An 18,109-nucleotide genomic window follows, 5' to 3' on the forward strand; every position below is an offset into this window, starting at 1 on the left:
CGCCTGCGCAATCGATGCTGATCACGGAGCGATCATGAACGCAGACCACAACGAGCCGAGACGCGACGCGCAGATCGCTCATCTGCCCGATCCGGCGCCGTCGCGCGAGTCGCACACGAAATTCCAGCCGCGCATGCCGCGCGCGCCGCGCACGCTCGCGGATACCGGGCTCAAGGACACGTTCGTAGCAGGCCTGGTGCTCAAGTCGACGCTGATGCACGGCCGCTCGGAGTACGCGGATCTGATCGACCGGCACTGCCTGCCGATCTCGGTGCTCGACGACGTGCTCGCGTTCCTCGTGCGCGAACATCTCGTCGAGATCACGCACCGCGGCACGACCGATCTCGACGTGTCGTTCCGCCTGACCGACGCCGGCCGCGTGCTCGCGATCGAGGAGAAGGCGCGCAGCAACTACGCGGGCCCCGCGCCGGTCACGCTCGATGCGTATCTCGAGATGGTCGAAGTCCATTCGGTCCGCAAGCTGCGCATCGAGCGCGCCGACCTGATGGCCGCGTTCGAAGGCGTCGTGTACGACCGGTCGCTCCTCCATGCCGCCGCCGCGTCGCTGAACGCGGGCCGGCCGCTGCTGATCCATGGCCCCGCGGGCAGCGGCAAGACCTTCCTCGCGGAGCGCCTCGGCACGCTGATGCGCGGCGACGTGCCGGTGCCGTACGCGATCTACGCGGGCGGCGAAATCATCCAGATCTACGACCCGCTCGTGCACGTCGACGCGGCGCAGCAGCCGGACGGTCAGTCGGTCGACCGCCGCTGGCGGCTGTGCGAGCGCCCGATGGTGCTGTCGGGCGGCGAGCTGACGCTCGACGAGCTCGACCTGCGCCACGACGAAACGTCCGGCTGCTACCAGGCGCCGCCGCACATGAAGGCCAACATGGGCATGTACATCGTCGACGACCTCGGCCGCCAGCGCGTCGAGCCGCGCGACCTGCTCAACCGCTGGCTGCGGCCGCTCGATCGCGGCGTCGACCTGCTGACGCTCGGCTCGGGCAACCGCTTCGTCGTGCCGTTCGACGTGTGGCCGGTGTTCTCGAGCAACATCGCGCCGTCGCAGTTCGGCGACGACGCATTCCTGCGCCGCCTCGGCTCGAAGCTCTACGTCGGGCCGATGGAGATCGAGGACTACCACGCGGTGTTCGACGCGATGTGCCGCTCGCTCGGCCTCGTGCCGGCCAACGACGCGTTCGACTACCTCGCGCACAAGCTGCACCTGCCGACCGGCAAGGCGTTCCTCGCCTGCTTCCCGGGCGATCTGCTGCGTCTCGTCGCCGCGTCGGCGCGCTATCGCGGCGATCCGATGGAAGTCACGCCGGAGGGGCTGCATGAGGCGTGGGCCGGCTACTTCGGCTCCGCCCCCGAGCGGGACAGCCCGCATTCACCCGCGGGCGAGCGGATGGGCCGCACGCTGATTTCCGGTTGAGCCGTTTCACTCACGATCTGTCGAGGAGCATTGCCATGAAAAACACTCGCGCAATCACGATGCTGATCATCGCCATGGTGGCCGGTCTCGCCGCCGTCGCGTTCGCATCGCGGTGGCTCGTTCAAACGTCCACCAGCGCCGTGACGCAAGTTGCCGTCGCGGCCACCGACCTCAACCTGGGCGAGCCGATCGGGCCGGCCCAGATCCGCACCGTCAGCTGGCCGTCGGGCAGCGTGCCCCCGGGCACGTTCGCCGACACCAAGTCGCTCGAAGGGCGCGTCGTGCGCACGAGCCTTGCGCGCGGCGAGCCCGTGCTCGAGGCGAAGCTCGCGCCGATCGGCACGAAGGGCGGGCTGTCCGCCGTGATCGGCGCGGGCAACCGCGCGATCACGGTGCGGGTCAACGACGTTGTCGGCGTCGCGGGCTTCGCGCTGCCGGGCAACTACGTCGACGTGATCGTCAACACCCAGGAGCCGGGCAAGACCGACAACCAGCAGAGCATCTCGAAGATCGTGCTCGAGCACATCCTGGTGCTGGCGGTCGCGCAGCAGGTCAGCCGCGACGATACGCAGCCGAAGGTCGTCAACGCGGTGACGCTCGAAGTGTCGCCTGAACAGGCGGAGAAGCTCGACGTCGCGCGCAGCGTCGGCACGCTGTCGCTCGTGCTGCGCAACCAGGTCGACAAGCAGACGCTGAACACCGACGGCGCAACCAAGCTCACGCTGCTCGGCATGCCCGCGGCGCCGTCGGCTCCGCCGGCGCCCGCCCGTGCGCGGCCGGTGCGCGTGCACGTCGCGTCGCATGCGGCGCCGGCGGTGCGGCGCGACTGCATCGGCGTGCTGACCGGCGTGGCCGGCAGTCTCGAATGCTTCTGAATACATCAACAACACGGATAGCAACCAGGCCGCTGGCCGCACGCGGTGGCCTTTGACAGTCAAGCCCGGCGCTTCGCCGGGAATTCGGGGGATCAGACGAAATGAAGATCAAACCGCAAAGCTCTGGAGCCGGACCGGCGCGCCTGCGCGCCCTGCACGGCGCGATGGTGGCGGCAATTCTGTGCGCCGGCTGGTTCAACGTGTACAGCGCGGTCGCGCAGGTCGGCGCCGAGTCGGGCGCCCTGCTCAAGGGCGGCCCGGCGAGCGCGCCGGCGGCGATGGGCAAGGGACCGATGCAGATGACGATCAGCATGACGCCGGCGCCCGCCGCGGGGGCCGCAGCCGCCGCCGCGAACGGGCCGCTGCGCGGGCCGAACTGCGTCGGCGCGGTGCGCGAATCGACGTCCGTCAGCGTGCCGCTCGGCAAGTCGATGCTCGTGCCGATGCCGGAGCCCGTGCGCAACCGCACGATCGGCAACCCGGCCGTCGCTCAGGCGACGATGGTGTCGCCGCAGACGCTCTACATCCTCGGGCTGTCGGTCGGCACGACCAACATGATCGTGCAGGGCAAGAGCGGCGCGTGCCGGATCATCGACGTGGCGGTCGGCGCCGACGCAGGCGGCCTGCAGGCGTCGCTCGGGCAGCTGATGCCGGGCGAGCGCGACATCCACGTGTCGACCGCGGCCGACACGATCGTGCTCGCGGGCAACGTGTCGAGCTCACAGGCCGCGCAGCAGGCGGCCGCGATCGCGAAGGCCTATGCGAATGCGGGCAGCAGCGGCGCCAACGGCGACAACAAGGGCGGCACCGTGCTCAACATGCTGACCGTGACCGCGCCGCAGCAGGTGATGCTCGAGGTGAAGGTCGCCGAGGTGTCGAAGACGCTGATCAACCAGCTCGGCTCGGCGTTCAACATCCAGGGCGGCTTCGGCTCGTGGAGCGGTGCGCTGGTGAGCAACCTGCTCGCCGGCGTCGCGAGCGGCATCATGGCGAACAAGGCGAACAACCGGCCGTTCCGCGTCGCGGTGGACGCGCAGAACACCGACGACCTCGTCAAGATTCTCGCGGAGCCGAACCTCGTGACGATCAGCGGCCAGGAGGCGACGTTCCTCGCCGGCGGCAAGATCTTCATCCCGGTCCCGCAGAGCAATACCGGCGGCGGCACGACGATCACGCTGCAGGAAGAGGAGTTCGGCGTCGCGCTGCGGTTCCTGCCGACGGTGCTGTCGAATGGCCGCATCAGCCTGAAGGTCGCGCCGGAGGTGTCGGAGCTGTCGCAGACGGGCGTCACGCTCACCGCGACCAACGTCGCCGGCGCGTCGATCCTGCCGCTCATCACGACGCGGCGTGCATCGACGACGGTGCAGATGGCTGACGGCGAAACGTTCGCGATCGGCGGGCTGATCAAGGACAACGTGACGGGCTCGCTGAAGGCGGTGCCGGGCATCGGCGAAATCCCGGTGCTGGGGGCGCTGGCGCGCAGCACGTCGTTCCAGCAGGACCGCACCGAGCTGATCTTCATCATCACGCCGCACCTCGTGAAGCCGCTGCAGACCGCCGACTTGCCGCTGCCGACCGACAGCTTCACCCGGACCAACGAAGCGGACGTGTTCGCGACCGGCAACATGGAAGGGCGCGGCGGGCTGCGCAAGCACGGCAGGGAACCGGCGAGCGGAGCCGCTCCGGCGCAGCAGTCGATGCCACAGTCGCAGGCGCCGGCTCCCGCGCCGGTGCCGGCCCCGGTGCCCGCGCCGCAGTCGGACGCGCCGGCCGCCTCCGCCGCGCTGCCGGCGCCGCGCGCGCCGCACGCCGATCCGGCCGTGCAGCCGGCCACGACGGCGCTGCCGGTGACGACGCAGGACGTGCCGGCCAAGCCGATCGCGGCAGCGGCGTCGCCGGTGAAGACCGTGCTGGCCAAGCAGTTCGTGGCAACGCCGTCGCCGGTGAAGGCCGAACCTGCCAAGCCGCTCGCGGCCGCACCGTCGCCGGTGAAGGCCGACCCGGCACCGGCCGCAGCCGCCGCACCGGCCGCCGCCGACGCGACGGCGGCCCGCGTCGCCCGCATCGAAGCGGCCGCGGCCCGCATCGCCGCGGCGACCCAGGCGAACCCGCCGAGCCCGGCGAATCGTCACCCGCAACAGGTTGCCGGCGCGAACACCGCGCCGTCGTCCACCGATCGTTGAAGACACTCAAGGGGAAGCTCATGAAATCCGCCTACCTCGTATTCGTGCGCCGCGCGGCCCTGGCCGTGCCGCTCGCCGCCGCGCTCGCCGGCTGCATGTCGTCGACGCCGGTGTGGGACGGCCGCTTCGGCGAATCGGTGCGCGCTGTGACGCAAGCGCAGGTCATCGATCCGCACGCCGCCGAGCACGCGCCGAAGCCGGCCGTGTCGGGCAGCGCCGCGGCGGCTGCGCTGGACAACTACGACAAGTCGTTCCAGACGGTCCAGCCGCAGTCGAACACGTTCGTGATCGGCATCAGCAAGTCCGGCAACCAATAACGAAAGCCAATCAGGGAGAGTGCCATGTCCCGCGTCGCTCAACATCCTCGAATCACCGCTCGCGGCATCCACCGCCAGCGCGGCGTCGTCGCGGTCGTCGTCGCCCTCGCGCTGGCGGTGCTGATCGGGTTCGTCGGCCTCGCGCTGGATCTTGGCAAGCTGTACGTCACGCGCAGCGAGCTGCAGAACAGCGCCGATGCCTGTGCATTGGCGGCTGCGCGTGATCTGACGAGCGCGCTCAACCTGTCGATCGCGGAAGCGGACGGCATCACGGCCGGTCATCTGAATTACGCGTTTTTCCAGGGCGCGCCGGTGCAGCTCAACACCGATTCCAACGTGACCTTCAGCGATTCGCTGACCAATTCGTTCCTGCCGAAGGGTTCGGTCGGGTCGCCGTCGAGCATCAAGTACGTGAAATGCACGACGTCGCTCAGCAACATCGCGAACTGGTTCATGCAGGCGTTGAACGCCATGCCGGGGATGAGCATCGCGAACGCGTCGGTGTCGGCGATGGCCGTCGCGACGGTGGGCCCCGCGCAGACGAACTGCGCGATTCCCGTGTTCATCTGCAAGAAGGCGGGCGGCTACGCGCCCGGCAACTGGATCACCGCGCTGGGCAGCGCGACGACGTGGTCGGGCGGGAATTTCGGCTGGGCGGCGCTCGACGGATCGAACAGCAATTCGTCGATCACCAACGAACTCACAGGCAACTACTGCGACCTGCCGTCGGGCACCGCGCAGATCGGCTCGCCCGGGAACATGTCCGCGAGCGCCGACGCGTGGAATACGCGCTTCGGCATCTACGGACATGGCTTCAAGGCGCCGACGGCCGGGTCGAGCGGCAATACGCCGGACTTCACCGGCTATACGTACAACGCGGCGACGGGCTTCTCGCAGACGTCGAACCCCGACACCGCGCCCGACGCCTATGCGCATTTCTTGAATGACCGGTCGCAGAACCAGGTCTATCAGGGCGATTCGACCACCGGCATCAGCACGGCCGGAACGGCCCTGAGCAAGAGCGACTACCAGAGCTACGGCGCCGACCGCCGCATCGTGATCGCCCCCGAAGTCGATTGCTCGTCGTTGGGCACGGGCGGTGCTCACAAGACAGCCGTGCTGCAATGGGACTGCGTGCTGATGCTGGACCCCGTGCAGTCGAATAGCGCTGGCGGTTCCGGCAGCATCACCGCGCACCTCGAATACCTCGGCTCGTCGAGCTCGGCAGCGAACAACCCATGTGCGTCGGAAGGCGTGCCGGGCGATTCCACATCGGCCGGCCCGAAAGTGCCGATGCTCATCCAGTGACGGAGACGATCATGAAACGATCCCCGCTTCGCCGTTCCCGCACGCGCGGTGTTGCTGCTGTCGAGTTCGCGTTCGTGCTGATCCCGCTCGTGCTGCTCGTCACCGGCGTCGCGGAATTCGGCCGCGCGATCTACCAGTACGAATCGCTGACCAAGTCGACGCGCAATGCCGCACGCTACCTGTCGACTTTCCTGCCGAGCGACCCGGCCTATCCGATCGCGTCGGCGCAGTGTCTCGCCGTCTACGGCAGCGAGACTTGCGGTGCGTCGGGCACCGAGCTCGCGCCCGGCCTGACGACTTCGATGGTGATCGTCTGCGACTCCGCGCACACGACGGGGTGCAGCGACGCGTCCGATCCCGCGCAGTTCGCAAACGTGCCGACCTACGACTCGAACAACGGCGCGTCGACCGGCACGCCGTCGGGCAGCATCAACCTCGTCGAGGTCAAGATCAAGGGCTACAAGTACCAGCCGATCCCCGCGTTCTACGGGTTGCAGGCCTTCACCTTCGGCAACATCGTCACCGTGATGAGGCAAGTGTCATGAAACCGCGCGCTCATGTCCCGCTGCGCCGTCGCATGCAACGCGGCGCGACCGCCGTCGAATTCGCGATGGTCGCGGCAATCTTCTGCACCGTGCTGATCGGCATCTGCGAGTTCGGCCGCGTGCTGTTCTACTGGAACACCGCGAGCGAGGCGATGCGGCTTGGCGCGCGTACCGCGACGGTCTGCGATGCGGACGCGACGGTCATCAAGAAGCGCATCACGTCGCTGATGCCGCTCCTGAAGTCCGCGAACGTGGCGCTCAGCTACGCGCCGGCGGGCTGCGATTCCGATGCGGCCACCGCGCGCAGCACCTGCGAGTTCGTGACGGTGAGCGTGACGAACATCACCGTCACCACTCTGATTCCGTTCGTGAAGGTCAAGGTCACGATGCCGTCGTTCACGACGACGCTGCCGCGCGAAAGCCTTGCGTCTTCGACGGGCGGCACGGTCTGCAATTAACCGAACTGCCGAACTGGCGAGGGGTACAACATGATCAACATCCTCGTGGCTTCCGACGAGACGGGGCGTCTGACGCAGATCGCGCGGCTCGTCGCCGACTGCGGCAACTACCGCGTCACGCGCGCGGCGGGCCGGCCGTCGCAGATCGAGCATCGCACCGACGGGCTCGACGCGTTCGACGTGCTGATGGTCGACGGCGCGTCGCTCGACGCGGCCGAGCTGTCCGCAATCGAGCGGATGTGCCGGCTGCACACGAGCCTGACCTGCATGCTCGTGACTGCCGACGCGTCGCCGCACACGCTGCTCGACGCGATGCGCGCCGGCGTGCGCGACGTGCTGGCGTGGCCGCTCGAAGTCCATGCGCTCACCGATGCGCTGCAGCGCGCGGCCGCGCAGAGCACGCGGCGCGACGGCGGCGACACCCGGATCGTGTCGTTCATGTCGTGCAAGGGCGGCTCGGGCACGACGTTCGTCGCGAGCAACGTCGCATACGAGATCGCCGAGACCTTCAAGCGCCGCGTGCTGCTGATCGACCTGAACCAGCAGTTCGGCGACGCGGCGTTCCTCGTCACCGAGGAGACGCCGCCGTCGACGCTGCCGCAGCTGTGCACGCAGCTCGAGCGCCTGGACGGCGCGTTTCTCGACGCGAGCGTCGCGCGGGTCAGCGAGACCTTCCACGTGCTGGCCGGCGCGGGCGACCCCGTCAAGGCGGCCGAGATACGCGAGGACGCGCTCGAGTGGATCCTCGGCGTCGCCGCGCCGCGCTACGACTTCGTGATCTTCGACGTCGGCCTGAACCTCAATCCGGTGTCGATGGTCGCGCTCGACCGCAGCGACCAGATCGAGCTCGTGCTGCTGCCGACGATGCCCCACGTGCGCGCGGGGCGCAGGCTGCAGGAAATCCTGATGTCGCTCGGCTATACGTCGGACCGGCTGCGCCTCGTCGTGAACCGCAACGCGCGCGCGAGCGAGCGCACGCGTTGCGCGCTCGAGGAGGTGCTCGGCCTGCACGCGGCGGACGTGATTCCCGACGACCCCGTCACCGTGCTCGAGTCGGTCAACCAGGGGCACCCGATTTCGCGCCTCGCGCGCAACTGCACGGTGGCCCGCGCGCTGCAGGGCTGCGCGAAGCAGCTCGTCGAGGGCGAGGTGCGCGCGGGGCGCGGCGCGCAACGCAATGAACCGCTGATCGCCCGGCTGTTCGGCCGCGGCGCGACGCCGAAACTCAAGTCCATGTGAATTCATTCGAGGAGTCCATCATGTCATTGCGCGATCAGTTGTCCATGCAACGGGTGCCGCCGGTCTCGGCGCGCGCCGATCACGGCGGCCCTGGCGGCGCGATGGTGCGCGAGGCCTATCAGAAGCTGCGCCGCGAGATCCACGCCGCGGTGCTGGAGCGCGTCGAGCTCGAGCGCCTGTCGCGCATGCCGCAGGAGCAGGTCCGCCACGAGATCACGATGCTGATCGCGCGCATCCTCGACGAGGACAAGCTGCCCGCGAACGACATCGAGCGGCGCCAGCTCGCGATCGACGTGTACGACGAGATGTTCGGCTTCGGCCCGCTCGAATCGCTGCTGCGCGACCCGAGCGTGTCGGACATCCTCGTCAACACGTTCAAGCAGGTCTACGTCGAGCGGCACGGCCAGCTCGAGCTGACCGACGTGACGTTCTACGACGACGCGCACCTGATGAAGGTGATCGAGAAGATCGTGTCGCGCGTCGGCCGCCGCATCGACGAATCGAGCCCGATGGTCGATGCGCGCCTGCCGGACGGCTCGCGCGTCAACGCGATCATCCCGCCGTCGGCGATCGACGGGCCGCTGATGTCGATCCGGCGTTTCGCGGTGTGCCCGCTGAAGATGGACGACCTCATCCGCTTCCAGAGCCTCACGCCGCCGATGGCGGAGCTGCTCGACGCGCTGTCGCGCGCGAAGGTGAACGTGCTGGTGTCGGGCGGCACCGGCAGCGGCAAGACGACGCTGCTCAACATCCTGTCCGGCTTCATCCCGCAGAACGAGCGGATCGTCACGATCGAGGACGCGGCGGAACTCCAGCTGCAGCAGCCGCACGTGCTGCGCCTCGAGACGCGTCCGCCGAACATCGAGGGCAAGGGCGAGATCACGCAGCGCACGCTGGTGCGCAACGCGCTGCGGATGCGCCCGGACCGCATCATCCTCGGCGAAGTGCGCGGCGCGGAGGCGCTCGACATGCTCAACGCGATGAACACCGGCCACGAAGGCTCGCTCGCGACGATCCACGCGAACACGCCGCGCGACGCGCTGACGCGCCTCGAGAACATGATCAACATCGCCGGCCTGTCGCTGCCGCCGAAGACGATGCGCCAGCAGATCGCGTCGGCGATCTCGGTCGTCGTGCAGGCGGCGCGCCTGACGGACGGCAAGCGCAAGATCGTCAGCATCTCCGAGCTGACCGGGATGGAAGGCGACATCATCAACATGCAGGAGATCTTCACGTTCAAGCGCACGGGCATGGACAAGGACGGCACGGTGCGCGGGCATTTCACCGCGACCGGCGTGCGGCCGAAGTTCGCGGACCGCCTGCAGGCGTTCGGCATCAACCTGCCGGACGCGCTCTACGACCCGTCGCGTCATTACGAGGCGAACTGACGGCGCGGCCGGCATGCGCCGGCCGCGCTCCGATGACAAGGAATGACCATGGATCCGATCTTCTACGCGTTTGTGATTCTCCTGTTCGTCGCAGTCGTGCTGGCGTTCGAGGGCATCTACCAGTGGTGGAACGCCCGGCACGGCGTCGCGGCGAAGCGCATCGAGGCGCGCATCCGCGCGATGTCCGCGGGCGGGCAGGTGCAGAAGGAGCGGCTGTCGATCCTGAAGGAGCGCATGCTCAACGACGCGAAGCCGTTCGATCGCCTGCTGATGGCGATGCCGCGGGTGCACTCGCTCGATCTGCTGCTGCAGCAGTCCGGCATGAGCTGGTCGGTCGCGAAGCTGGTCGGCATCAGCCTCGTGCTGCCGCCGCTCGTGCTGGTGGCGCTCACCTTCACGATGCTGCCGCTCCCGGTGGCGGTGCTGATCGCGCTGTCGACCGGCGTGCTGCCGCTGCTGTACGTGATGCGCCACCGCGCACGCCGGATGCGCAAGCTCGAGCGCCAGCTGCCCGACGTATGCGACATGATCGCGCGGGCCTTGCGCTCCGGCCATGCGTTCACGAGCGCGATCGGGATGGTCAGCGACGAGTTTTCCGAGCCGATGGGCGCCGAGTTCCGCGTCACGTTCGACGAGATCAACTACGGCGTGTCGCTGCACGACGCGCTGATGAATCTCGCGAACCGCGTGCCGGTGCGCGACCTGCGCTACTTCGTGATCGCGGTGCTGATCCAGCGCGAGACCGGCGGCAACCTGGCCGAGCTGCTCGACAGCATCGCCGCGCTGATCCGCGAGCGCTTCAAGTTGTTCGACAAGATTCGCGTGCTGTCGGCGGAAGGGCGCATGTCGGCGTGGGTGCTGGGGCTGCTGCCGTTCGCCACCGCCGGCGCGATGATGCTGCTGAACCCGGAATTCCTGGCGGTGCTCTGGCAGGACCCGGCCGGGATCAAGATGGTCGTCACCACGCTGGTGTCGATGGCGTTCGGCGTGCTGTGGATGCGCCGGATCATCCGGATCCATGTCTGACGCGCGGCGTGACCGGATGCGTCACGCTCTGATCGAGGAGTTGTCATGCAAAACCTGAACCTGATGCAAGTCCTGATGCTCGGCGGACTGTTCGCGGCGGTGTTCGCCGGCGCGCTGGTGGCGCTGCTCGTCTTCGTGCCGCGCAACATGCAGCGCCGCCTGCAGCAGGCGGGCGGCGCCGCCGTGACGCTCGGCGACGGCGCCTCGACGGGCGGCTTCGCGTCCGAGTGGGTCGCGAAGTTCGCCGAGATGTCGAAGCCGATCTCGAAGCTGTCGGTGCCGAAGGAGGGCTGGGAGACGTCGCCGCTGCGGGTCCGGCTGATGAACGCCGGCTGGCGCGGGCCGAACGCGGCAAGCGTGTATTTCGGCGCCAAGACGCTGCTCGCGATCGTGCTGCCGGCCGTGCTGCTGCCGGCGCTGATCACCACGCGGCTCGCGGAGAGCCGCTACACGCTGTCGATGATCCTCGTGCTGTTCGGCGCGATCGGCTATTACCTGCCGAACGTCGTGCTGTCGCGCAAGATCGCGTCGCGCCAACGCGTGATCTTCGAGGATTTCCCGGACGCGCTCGACCTGCTGACCGTGTGCGTCGAGGCGGGCCTGAGCCTCGACTCGGCGCTGCTCAAGGTGTGCGAGGAACTGCAGTTCCGCAGCCCGGTCGTCGCGAGCGAGCTCGACCTGATGCTGCTCGAAATGCGCTCCGGCTTCACGAAGGAAGCCGCGCTGCGCAATCTCGCGCTGCGCACCGGCGTCGAGGACATCGAATCGTTCTGCGCGATGCTGATCCAGGCCGACCGCTTCGGCACGAGCATCGGCGATTCGCTGCGCGTGCTGTCCGACATGCTGCGCACGCGGCGGCGCATGCGCGCGGAGGAGCGCGCGGCCAAGATCGCGCTGAAGCTGCTGTTCCCGCTGATCTTCTGCATCTTTCCGGCCCTGCTGACGGTGCTGCTCGGGCCGGCGTTCATCCACATCTACCGGATCCTGCTGCCGACGTTTGCGTCGATGAGCGGCGGCTGAGAATTCCGGACGACAGGCGCCGCCGGATCACGGCGGCGGGGAGGGGAGGCGGCCGGCTTGTCCGGCCGCGTCTTTTTGGCGGGGCGCGCCGGCGCGTCAGCCGCCGTAGATGTCGAAATCGAAGTACTTCGACGCGAGCCGCCTGTAGGTGCCGTCCTTGACCATGTCGAGGATCGCGCGGTCGATCTTCGCCTTCAGGTCCGCGTCCTCCTTGCGCAGGCCGATGCCCGCGCCGACGCCGAGCACCTTCTCGTCGACGAGTTCCGGCCCGACGAACTGGTAGCCTGCGCCGCGCGGCGACTTCAGGAAGCCGATCGCGGCCTGCACCTCGTCCTGCAGCGCGGCGTCGAGGCGGCCGGCCAGCAGATCCGCATACACGCCGTCCTGGTTCTGGTACGACACGACGTTCGCCCCTTGCTTCGCCCAGTACGCCTTCGCGTACGCCTCCTGCGTCGTGCCCTGTTCGACGCCGACCGACTTGCCCTTCAGCGAGTCGGCGCTCGGCAAGAGCGGCGAGCCCTTCTTCACCACGAGACGCGTCGGCTGGTTGTAGATCTTCGTCGTGAACGCGATCTGCTCCGCGCGCTGCGCGGTGATCGACATCGACGACAGCACCGCGTCGAACTTCTTCGCCTTCAGCGCAGGGATCATCCCGTCGAAATCGTTCTCCGCCCACACGCACTTCGCCTTCAGGCGCGCGCAGATCTCGTTGCCGAGATCGATGTCGAAGCCGACGAGCTTGCCGTCGGGCGCCTTCGACTCGAACGGCGCGTAGCTCGCGTCGGTGCCGAAGCGCAGCGTGGTCCAGTCCTTCGCGGCGGCGGGGCCTGCCGATACCGCGAGCAGGGCGATCGAAACGGCGGCAATCAGTCTCTTCATGGTGCGTTCCTTGGCGTGGTCTGTCCGGTTCCGGAGCGGACGGGAGACATCCGCGCTGTCCCGTGCCGTCATTAACGCAGAAAATAAAATCGGAGTCCATAATGGACAAAAAATATCATTTCGGCGCGAGCGGGCGCCGAACGCCGGGTGCCGACCCTTGCATAAATACGAATATGGACTAATCTTGTTAGTGAATTCGTTTTGAGACTAACGCTCATGTCCCGGCCCGCTCACGTCCCGCATCCCGTTCCGCCGCAGGCTTCGGTCGCCCAGATGTCGGCGGCCGGCTTGCGCGCGTTCTTCAACATCGCGCGCGACTGGGCACTGACGATCGACGAGCAGATCGTGCTGCTCGGCTCGCCCGGCCGGTCGACGTTCTTCAAGTGGAAGTCGGCGCCGGAATCGGCGCGCCTGCCGCGCGACACGCTCGAACGGCTGTCGCTGCTGCTCGGCATCTACAAGGCGCTGCAGATCCTGCTGCCGCAATCGGCCGCCGCCGACGCGTGGGTCAAGCGCCCGAACGACGCGGCGCCGTTCGGCGGCAAGCGCGCGCTGGACCGCATGCTGGCGGGCAACGTCGGCGATCTCGTCGCGGTTCGCCAGTATCTCGACGCAATGCGAGGCGGATGGGCGTGAACATTCCCGACGCGTCGATGAACTGGCCGACCACGGCCCTCGACTGGACGCCCGCCTATCGCGTCATCCCCACCCGCTTTCCGGCGATCAACCTGTTCGACCGCGTCGCGTCGGCGGACGACTTCGACGCGCTCTACGCGCTCGAATCGCTGACCAACGACCGCATCCGCAACGAGGTCGGCACGCTCGACCTGGTGCCGCCCGGGGAGCGCCGCTACGGGCTCGGCTGGGGGCCGATCATGGCCGCGTTCACCCACCTGAATCCGCAGGGCAGCCGCTTCTCGGACGGCAGCTACGGCGTGTTCTACTGCGCGCGGTCGCGCGACACGGCGATCGCCGAGACCCGCTACCACAGCGGGCTGTTCCTGGCCGCGACGAAGGAGCCGCCGATGCGCCAGCAGATGCGGCTGTACACGGTGGCCGCGCAAGGCGACGTGGCCGACGTGCGCACGTGGCCGCGCCGCGATCCGGCGCTGCTGCATCCGCTCAACTACGCGGCGGGGCAGGCGCTCGGCCGCGCGGTGCGCGACGCGGGCGGCGCGGGGGTCGTCTATCCGTCGGTGCGCGATCCGCTCGGCGAATGCCTGGCGGCGTTCCGCACCACGATCCTGCGCGACTGTCATCACGCGGCCTATCTCGAATACAACTGGAACGGCGCGGGCATCGATGCGGTGTACGAACTGAGTCAGGTCGGGTAGCACCGGCCGGCAGGGCAGGCGTGGCCGCGCGTCACGGCAACGGCCATTGCTCCGCATGCCGTTCGCGCGCTTGCGCCTGCGTCACCGACCAGCTGCTCCCGGTGCGCGGCTCGACGAGCGTGAGCCGTCCGGCCGGCGCGAACGCGCCCGTGTCGATGAACCACTGCGCGCCGATCCGCAGCGGCGCGCGCACCGGCGTATGGCCGCTGCACGTGAGCGACAGCCCGCGCTGCCAGCTGGGGTCGGCGAGCCCCTGGACGAGTTCGCGGCCCCAGATCAGCCGCTCGCGCACGTCGGGCGCGTAGCGGCCCGTATCGAGGTCGGCGTCGGCCCCGAAGAATTCCGCATGCAGCACGTTGAAGCGGTCCGGGCCGTCGCCGACCACGCGCACGAGCGGCAGCGCGTCGACGCGCGCCGCATGTTCGCGCAGCCGCTGCGGCGGCAGGTCCGCGCCCCAGTCGCCGCCGATGCCGCGCCACGCGTCGGGCGCCAGCTTGCCGTGCGCGACGAGGCTCAGCACTTCCTCGTGGTTGCCGCGCACCACGTGGCACCACGGGCGATCGAGCAGGTCGAGCGCGGCTTCGGATTCGGGGCCGCGGTCGACGAGGTCGCCGACGCAGAACAGGCGGTCGCCTGCCGGATCGAAGCGGATCTCGTGCAGCAGCGCGCGCAGCGCATCGAGGCAGCCGTGAAGGTCGCCGACCACGAAATCGCGGCCGACGGTGTTCGCGGGATGGCGGCAGAGGGCAAGGGTCGCAGTCATCCCAATATCTTAGGCGCTTGCGATCATCGCCACGACCGTTCGGAATGGCGATAATCGGGGCGGTACCAGTCGGACCGCCCCGGGCTGACCGACGCCTTTCATTCGCTTTCGGAAATGCACTATGACCCTTTATCCGCAGGTATTACGCAACCGTCCGCGCCTGGTGGCGGCCTTTGTCGTCGGCGTGCTGTGCGCGCTGCTGCTGCCGCTTCAGCTGCGCTCGACCGTGCGCGCGCTCGTCGGCTGGGATTGCGCAGTGTGGCTGTATCTCGTGCTGATGTGGGTGCGCATGGTGACCGCGCACCACCACCAGGTGCGCGAGATCGCGATCCGCGAGGACGAGAACGCGACCACCGTGCTGACGATCATCTGCTTCGCGACGGTCGCGAGCGTCGCGGCGATCGCGATCGAGCTCGCGACGGCCAAGGGCGTGGGCTTTCGCGCGGGGCTCGGCCACTACGCGGTGACGGGCGCGACGCTGTTCGGCGCGTGGTTCCTGATCCCGACGATCTTCACGCTGCACTACGCGCGGCTGTACTACGCATCGCCGACCAGCGAGCGCGCGCTCCGGTTTCCGGACACGAAGCTCGAACCGGACTACTGGGACTTCCTGTATTTCTCGTTCACGATCGCGGTCGCGTCGCAGACCGCCGACGTGGCGCTCGGCAGCCGTCCGGCGCGGCGCGCGGTGCTGTCGCAGTCGATTCTGTCGTTCTACTTCAACATGGCGGTGCTGGGCCTGTCGATCAACGTCGCGGCCGGGCTGCTGGGCTGAGCGCTGCGCGGTTCACTTGAGCAGCGAGTACGGGCCGCCGCGTTCGAGCGCGCGCCGGTACGCGGGTCGCGCGTGGATCGTCTCGAGAAAGCGCGCGATCGCCGGGTGAGCGCCGCCGTCGCCGCGTGCGGCGGCCGCCTCGAGCGGGAAGCTCATCTGGATGTCCGCCGCGCTGAAGCCGTCGCCGGCGAACCAGCCGGTGCGGCGCAGCGTGTCGTCGATATAGCCGAGATGCAGCGCGAGCTGCGGGTCGATGAAGCTCGACTGCAGCGTTGCGGCGATCCTGCGCGCGATCGGCCGCGCGAAGAACGGCATCGGCGCGTTCGCGATCCGCAGCGCGACGAGCTTGAGCAGCAGCGGCGGCATCGCCGAGCCTTCCGCGTAGTGCAGCCAGTACGTGTAGTCGAACCGCTCCGGCGTGCCCGGCGGCGGCGCGAGGCGGCCCTGTCCGTAGCGCTCGACCAGGTACTCGACGATCGCGCCGGATTCCGCGAACGTGCGGCCGTCGTCGGTGACGACCGGCGACTTGCCGAGCGGATGGATCGCGCGCAGCGCGGGCGGCGCCAGCATCGTCTTCGGGTCGCGCTCGTAGCGCGCGATCTCGTACGGCACGCCCAGCTCTTCGAGCAGCCAGAGCACGCGTTGCGAGCGCGAGTTGTTCAGGTGGTGGACGGTGAGCATGGCGCGGCCGGGGCAGGGGCGGGAACGCCATCATAGTGGGCGCGTGTGTCGAGCGGCACTTCTATTCGCGTGCGGTGCGCGTCATGCAACCGGGGTCGATACTCTATTAATAAACTCCGGCCGCGCGCGTCGCCACCAAAATATGCGGCGCATACTCATCTACTCTCTCCCGCTTGGCTACCCGCATGCCAGGCCCCCTGCGCCGCCGCGACGGCGCATCCGTGCAGCCCGGCACGCACGAGGAGCGCATGATGTCCGATTGTCCGCACGATCCGTATGCGCATCACTACATTCATTGCCTGCCGTTCGGCGCCCAGCCGTGCGGCGCGATCGGCACGTCGCCGCGCACGCATTTCCGCGTATGGGCGCCCGGCTGCACGCAGGTCCAGCTCGAACTCGATACCGGCAGCGGCATGACGCCGGTGCCGATGTTGCCGGCCGGTCCCAACTGGTTCGAGGTCTTTGCCGACTGCGGCGCGGGCGCGCGTTACCGCTATCGCCTCGACGACGCGGTCTCGATTCCCGATCCCGCGTCCCGCTCGCAGCCCGACGGGCTGAACGGCCCGAGCGAGGTCGTCGATCCGCGCGCGTTCACGTGGCGGCACACGTTCTGGCGCGGCCGCCCGTGGGAAGACATCGCGTTGTACGCGATCCAGCCGCGCGCGGCCGGCGGGTTCGACGGCGTGCGCCGCCGGCTGCCGCAGCTCGCGCATCTCGGCGTGACCGCGCTCGAGCTGCTCGCGTCGCCGCACGACAGCCTGCCGTTCGCGCCACTTGCAGTGGATGGCGGCCCCGATGCGCTGAAGGCGCTGATCGACGACGCGCACGGCTACGGGCTCGCGGTGCTGCTCGAACTCGACTACGCGCGGTTCGGCAGCGGCACGGACGCATTGCGCCACTACGCCGCGCCGTTCTTCCACTCCCGCGACGATCCGCTGCAGGCGCCGCCGCTCGCGCTCGACCATCCGGAAGTGTGCGATTTCTTCTGCGACAACGCGCTGTACTGGTTCGACGAATACCGCTGCGACGGCCTGCGGCTGCGCGAGGCTGACCGCATCGGCATCACATGGCTGCGCGAGATCGCGGACCGCGTGCGCGCGGCGGTGCCGTCCGACCGGCTGATCCACCTGGTGCTCGGCAGCGAGCGGCATCCGGCGCATCTCGCCGACACGCATTTCGATGCGCAATGGAACGGCTGCGGCGAACGCGCGCTGCACCGGCTGACCGGTCGCGACGCGTCCGGGCATGAAGGAATCTCGTCGCATCAGTCGATCCATACGCTCGCGCGGGCGCTGACGGCTGCCGGTGCCGCGTTCCAGCCGGCGGCGCAAGGCGAGGGCGGCCCGGCCGAAGCGGCGCTGCCGCTGACGTCGCTCGTGCTGTCGGACGGCGCGTGGCGGGACAGCGGCCAGGATCGCGAAGCGGGCCTCGCCGCGCTCGCGCTGTCGCTGCTGACGCCGCAGATTCCGCTGATCTTCGACGAAACCGCGCGCGATCTCGAACGCGCGCATTTCGTGCAGTCGGCGCTGGCGGTGCGCGCGAAGCTGATCGCGCCGCGGCTGGCCGATTGCCGCCCGCAGGATGCGCACACGCTGCGCATGGGCAGCACGGGCGAGGCCGATGCGCTGCTCGCGTCGTGGCGGCTCGCCGACGGCGAGACGCTCAGCATCGCGCTGAACCTGTCGCCGGATGGCGTGCCGTTCGACGCGCCGGCGGGGATGGTGGTGTTCGAGACGCCGGGCCGCGCGCGCGACCGGGTCGACGGCGGCGAGCTGCCGCCTTATTCGCTCGTCGCGTGGCTGACGGGCGACGTCAACCGGTATGCGCTGACGCACGATGTGCGCCGCATCGACGACGGCGCGTGGCGCGGGATGCTTGCGTGA

Annotated in this window: 18 protein-coding genes; 15 read left to right on the top strand and 3 right to left on the bottom strand. The window is 68.9% G+C overall.

Annotated elements, in window-relative coordinates; genetic code table 11:
- Positions 1 to 34: 34 nt before the first annotated feature.
- The 11 genes from B7P44_RS22125 (at position 35) to B7P44_RS22175 (ending at position 11,794) form a co-directional block, all read left to right on the top strand.
- Positions 35 to 1,435, top strand: coding sequence for a DUF8689 domain-containing protein (locus B7P44_RS22125; protein ID WP_084908144.1), 1,401 nt, complete (start codon positions 35 to 37; stop codon positions 1,433 to 1,435).
- 35 nt (positions 1,436 to 1,470) lie between these two features.
- Positions 1,471 to 2,310, top strand: a complete 840-nt coding sequence (gene cpaB, locus B7P44_RS22130; protein ID WP_084908145.1) for a Flp pilus assembly protein CpaB — start codon at positions 1,471 to 1,473, stop codon at positions 2,308 to 2,310.
- Positions 2,311 to 2,411: 101 nt separating this feature from the next.
- On the top strand, positions 2,412 to 4,493 hold the full coding sequence (locus tag B7P44_RS22135; protein ID WP_084908146.1) for a type II and III secretion system protein family protein: 2,082 nt from the start codon (positions 2,412 to 2,414) through the stop codon (positions 4,491 to 4,493).
- Positions 4,494 to 4,513: 20 nt separating this feature from the next.
- Positions 4,514 to 4,810: a hypothetical protein gene (locus tag B7P44_RS22140; RefSeq protein ID WP_084908147.1), complete on the top strand. Its 297-nt coding sequence runs from the start codon at positions 4,514 to 4,516 to the stop codon at positions 4,808 to 4,810.
- 24 nt (positions 4,811 to 4,834) lie between these two features.
- Complete coding sequence (locus B7P44_RS22145) at positions 4,835 to 6,118, top strand: pilus assembly protein TadG-related protein (protein WP_084908148.1); 1,284 nt, start codon at positions 4,835 to 4,837, stop codon at positions 6,116 to 6,118.
- A gap of 11 nt (positions 6,119 to 6,129) precedes the next feature.
- Positions 6,130 to 6,663, top strand: coding sequence for a TadE/TadG family type IV pilus assembly protein (locus B7P44_RS22150; protein WP_084909964.1), 534 nt, complete (start codon positions 6,130 to 6,132; stop codon positions 6,661 to 6,663).
- Entirely contained in the window at positions 6,660 to 7,121 is a 462-nt protein-coding gene (locus B7P44_RS22155; protein WP_084908149.1) for a TadE/TadG family type IV pilus assembly protein, read from the top strand. The genes B7P44_RS22150 and B7P44_RS22155 overlap by 4 nt, the downstream gene beginning before the upstream one ends.
- Positions 7,122 to 7,151: 30 nt before the next feature.
- Positions 7,152 to 8,360, top strand: coding sequence for a CpaE/TadZ family protein (locus tag B7P44_RS22160; RefSeq protein ID WP_084908150.1), 1,209 nt, complete (start codon positions 7,152 to 7,154; stop codon positions 8,358 to 8,360).
- 20 nt (positions 8,361 to 8,380) lie between these two features.
- Positions 8,381 to 9,748 (top strand): TadA family conjugal transfer-associated ATPase, encoded by a 1,368-nt coding sequence (locus tag B7P44_RS22165; RefSeq protein ID WP_084908151.1) that lies wholly within the window; start codon positions 8,381 to 8,383, stop codon positions 9,746 to 9,748.
- Positions 9,749 to 9,796: 48 nt separating this feature from the next.
- Positions 9,797 to 10,774, top strand: a complete 978-nt coding sequence (locus B7P44_RS22170) for a type II secretion system F family protein (RefSeq protein ID WP_084908152.1) — start codon at positions 9,797 to 9,799, stop codon at positions 10,772 to 10,774.
- Between the two features lie 45 nt (positions 10,775 to 10,819).
- The gene (locus B7P44_RS22175; RefSeq protein ID WP_084908153.1) at positions 10,820 to 11,794 is read left to right on the top strand and encodes a type II secretion system F family protein; all 975 of its coding nucleotides are present in this window, start codon (positions 10,820 to 10,822) and stop codon (positions 11,792 to 11,794) included.
- Between the two features lie 96 nt (positions 11,795 to 11,890).
- On the opposite strand, the gene B7P44_RS22180 is transcribed toward B7P44_RS22175, so the two are convergent.
- A complete protein-coding gene (locus B7P44_RS22180) occupies positions 11,891 to 12,673 on the bottom strand; it encodes an ABC transporter substrate-binding protein (protein WP_084908154.1) in 783 nt (260 codons plus the stop codon).
- A 216-nt stretch (positions 12,674 to 12,889) separates the two neighbouring features.
- On the opposite strand from B7P44_RS22180, the gene B7P44_RS22185 reads away from it, so the two are divergent.
- Together B7P44_RS22185 and B7P44_RS22190 are read left to right on the top strand one after the other, a co-directional pair.
- Positions 12,890 to 13,309, top strand: coding sequence for an MbcA/ParS/Xre antitoxin family protein (locus tag B7P44_RS22185; protein ID WP_084908155.1), 420 nt, complete (start codon positions 12,890 to 12,892; stop codon positions 13,307 to 13,309).
- Positions 13,300 to 14,007: an RES family NAD+ phosphorylase gene (locus B7P44_RS22190; protein WP_084908156.1), complete on the top strand. Its 708-nt coding sequence runs from the start codon at positions 13,300 to 13,302 to the stop codon at positions 14,005 to 14,007. Before B7P44_RS22185 ends, B7P44_RS22190 begins: the two co-directional genes overlap by 10 nt.
- 31 nt (positions 14,008 to 14,038) lie before the next feature.
- Here B7P44_RS22190 and B7P44_RS22195 read toward each other — a convergent pair whose 3' ends face one another.
- The gene (locus B7P44_RS22195; protein ID WP_084908157.1) at positions 14,039 to 14,770 is read right to left on the bottom strand and encodes a metallophosphoesterase; all 732 of its coding nucleotides are present in this window, start codon (positions 14,768 to 14,770) and stop codon (positions 14,039 to 14,041) included.
- A 121-nt stretch (positions 14,771 to 14,891) separates the two neighbouring features.
- Here B7P44_RS22195 and B7P44_RS22200 point away from each other — a divergent pair, with 121 nt between their 5' ends.
- A complete protein-coding gene (locus B7P44_RS22200; RefSeq protein ID WP_084908158.1) occupies positions 14,892 to 15,545 on the top strand; it encodes a DUF1345 domain-containing protein in 654 nt (217 codons plus the stop codon).
- A gap of 12 nt (positions 15,546 to 15,557) precedes the next feature.
- Here B7P44_RS22200 and B7P44_RS22205 read toward each other — a convergent pair whose 3' ends face one another.
- Positions 15,558 to 16,226, bottom strand: a complete 669-nt coding sequence (locus tag B7P44_RS22205) for a glutathione S-transferase (RefSeq protein ID WP_084908159.1) — start codon at positions 16,224 to 16,226, stop codon at positions 15,558 to 15,560.
- 251 nt (positions 16,227 to 16,477) lie between these two features.
- Here B7P44_RS22205 and B7P44_RS22210 point away from each other — a divergent pair, with 251 nt between their 5' ends.
- Complete coding sequence (locus tag B7P44_RS22210; protein ID WP_084909965.1) at positions 16,478 to 18,109, top strand: DUF3459 domain-containing protein; 1,632 nt, start codon at positions 16,478 to 16,480, stop codon at positions 18,107 to 18,109.

It is taken from the genome of Burkholderia ubonensis subsp. mesacidophila, from assembly GCF_002097715.1.
Lineage (GTDB): Bacteria > Pseudomonadota > Gammaproteobacteria > Burkholderiales > Burkholderiaceae > Burkholderia > Burkholderia mesacidophila.

Excerpts from the sequence above, each read along its gene's own strand:
- B7P44_RS22125 (WP_084908144.1), top strand. The coding sequence starts at position 35 with ATGAACGCAGACCACAACGAGCCGAGACGCGACGCGCAGATCGCTCAT.
- cpaB (WP_084908145.1), top strand. The coding sequence starts at position 1,471 with ATGAAAAACACTCGCGCAATCACGATGCTGATCATCGCCATGGTGGCC.
- B7P44_RS22135 (WP_084908146.1), top strand. The coding sequence starts at position 2,412 with ATGAAGATCAAACCGCAAAGCTCTGGAGCCGGACCGGCGCGCCTGCGC.
- B7P44_RS22140 (WP_084908147.1), top strand. The coding sequence starts at position 4,514 with ATGAAATCCGCCTACCTCGTATTCGTGCGCCGCGCGGCCCTGGCCGTG.
- B7P44_RS22145 (WP_084908148.1), top strand. The coding sequence starts at position 4,835 with ATGTCCCGCGTCGCTCAACATCCTCGAATCACCGCTCGCGGCATCCAC.
- B7P44_RS22150 (WP_084909964.1), top strand. The coding sequence starts at position 6,130 with ATGAAACGATCCCCGCTTCGCCGTTCCCGCACGCGCGGTGTTGCTGCT.
- B7P44_RS22155 (WP_084908149.1), top strand. The coding sequence starts at position 6,660 with ATGAAACCGCGCGCTCATGTCCCGCTGCGCCGTCGCATGCAACGCGGC.
- B7P44_RS22160 (WP_084908150.1), top strand. The coding sequence starts at position 7,152 with ATGATCAACATCCTCGTGGCTTCCGACGAGACGGGGCGTCTGACGCAG.
- B7P44_RS22165 (WP_084908151.1), top strand. The coding sequence starts at position 8,381 with ATGTCATTGCGCGATCAGTTGTCCATGCAACGGGTGCCGCCGGTCTCG.
- B7P44_RS22170 (WP_084908152.1), top strand. The coding sequence starts at position 9,797 with ATGGATCCGATCTTCTACGCGTTTGTGATTCTCCTGTTCGTCGCAGTC.
- B7P44_RS22175 (WP_084908153.1), top strand. The coding sequence starts at position 10,820 with ATGCAAAACCTGAACCTGATGCAAGTCCTGATGCTCGGCGGACTGTTC.
- B7P44_RS22180 (WP_084908154.1), bottom strand. The coding sequence starts at position 12,673 with ATGAAGAGACTGATTGCCGCCGTTTCGATCGCCCTGCTCGCGGTATCG.
- B7P44_RS22185 (WP_084908155.1), top strand. The coding sequence starts at position 12,890 with ATGTCCCGGCCCGCTCACGTCCCGCATCCCGTTCCGCCGCAGGCTTCG.
- B7P44_RS22190 (WP_084908156.1), top strand. The coding sequence starts at position 13,300 with ATGGGCGTGAACATTCCCGACGCGTCGATGAACTGGCCGACCACGGCC.
- B7P44_RS22195 (WP_084908157.1), bottom strand. The coding sequence starts at position 14,770 with ATGACTGCGACCCTTGCCCTCTGCCGCCATCCCGCGAACACCGTCGGC.
- B7P44_RS22200 (WP_084908158.1), top strand. The coding sequence starts at position 14,892 with ATGACCCTTTATCCGCAGGTATTACGCAACCGTCCGCGCCTGGTGGCG.
- B7P44_RS22205 (WP_084908159.1), bottom strand. The coding sequence starts at position 16,226 with ATGCTCACCGTCCACCACCTGAACAACTCGCGCTCGCAACGCGTGCTC.
- B7P44_RS22210 (WP_084909965.1), top strand. The coding sequence starts at position 16,478 with ATGTCCGATTGTCCGCACGATCCGTATGCGCATCACTACATTCATTGC.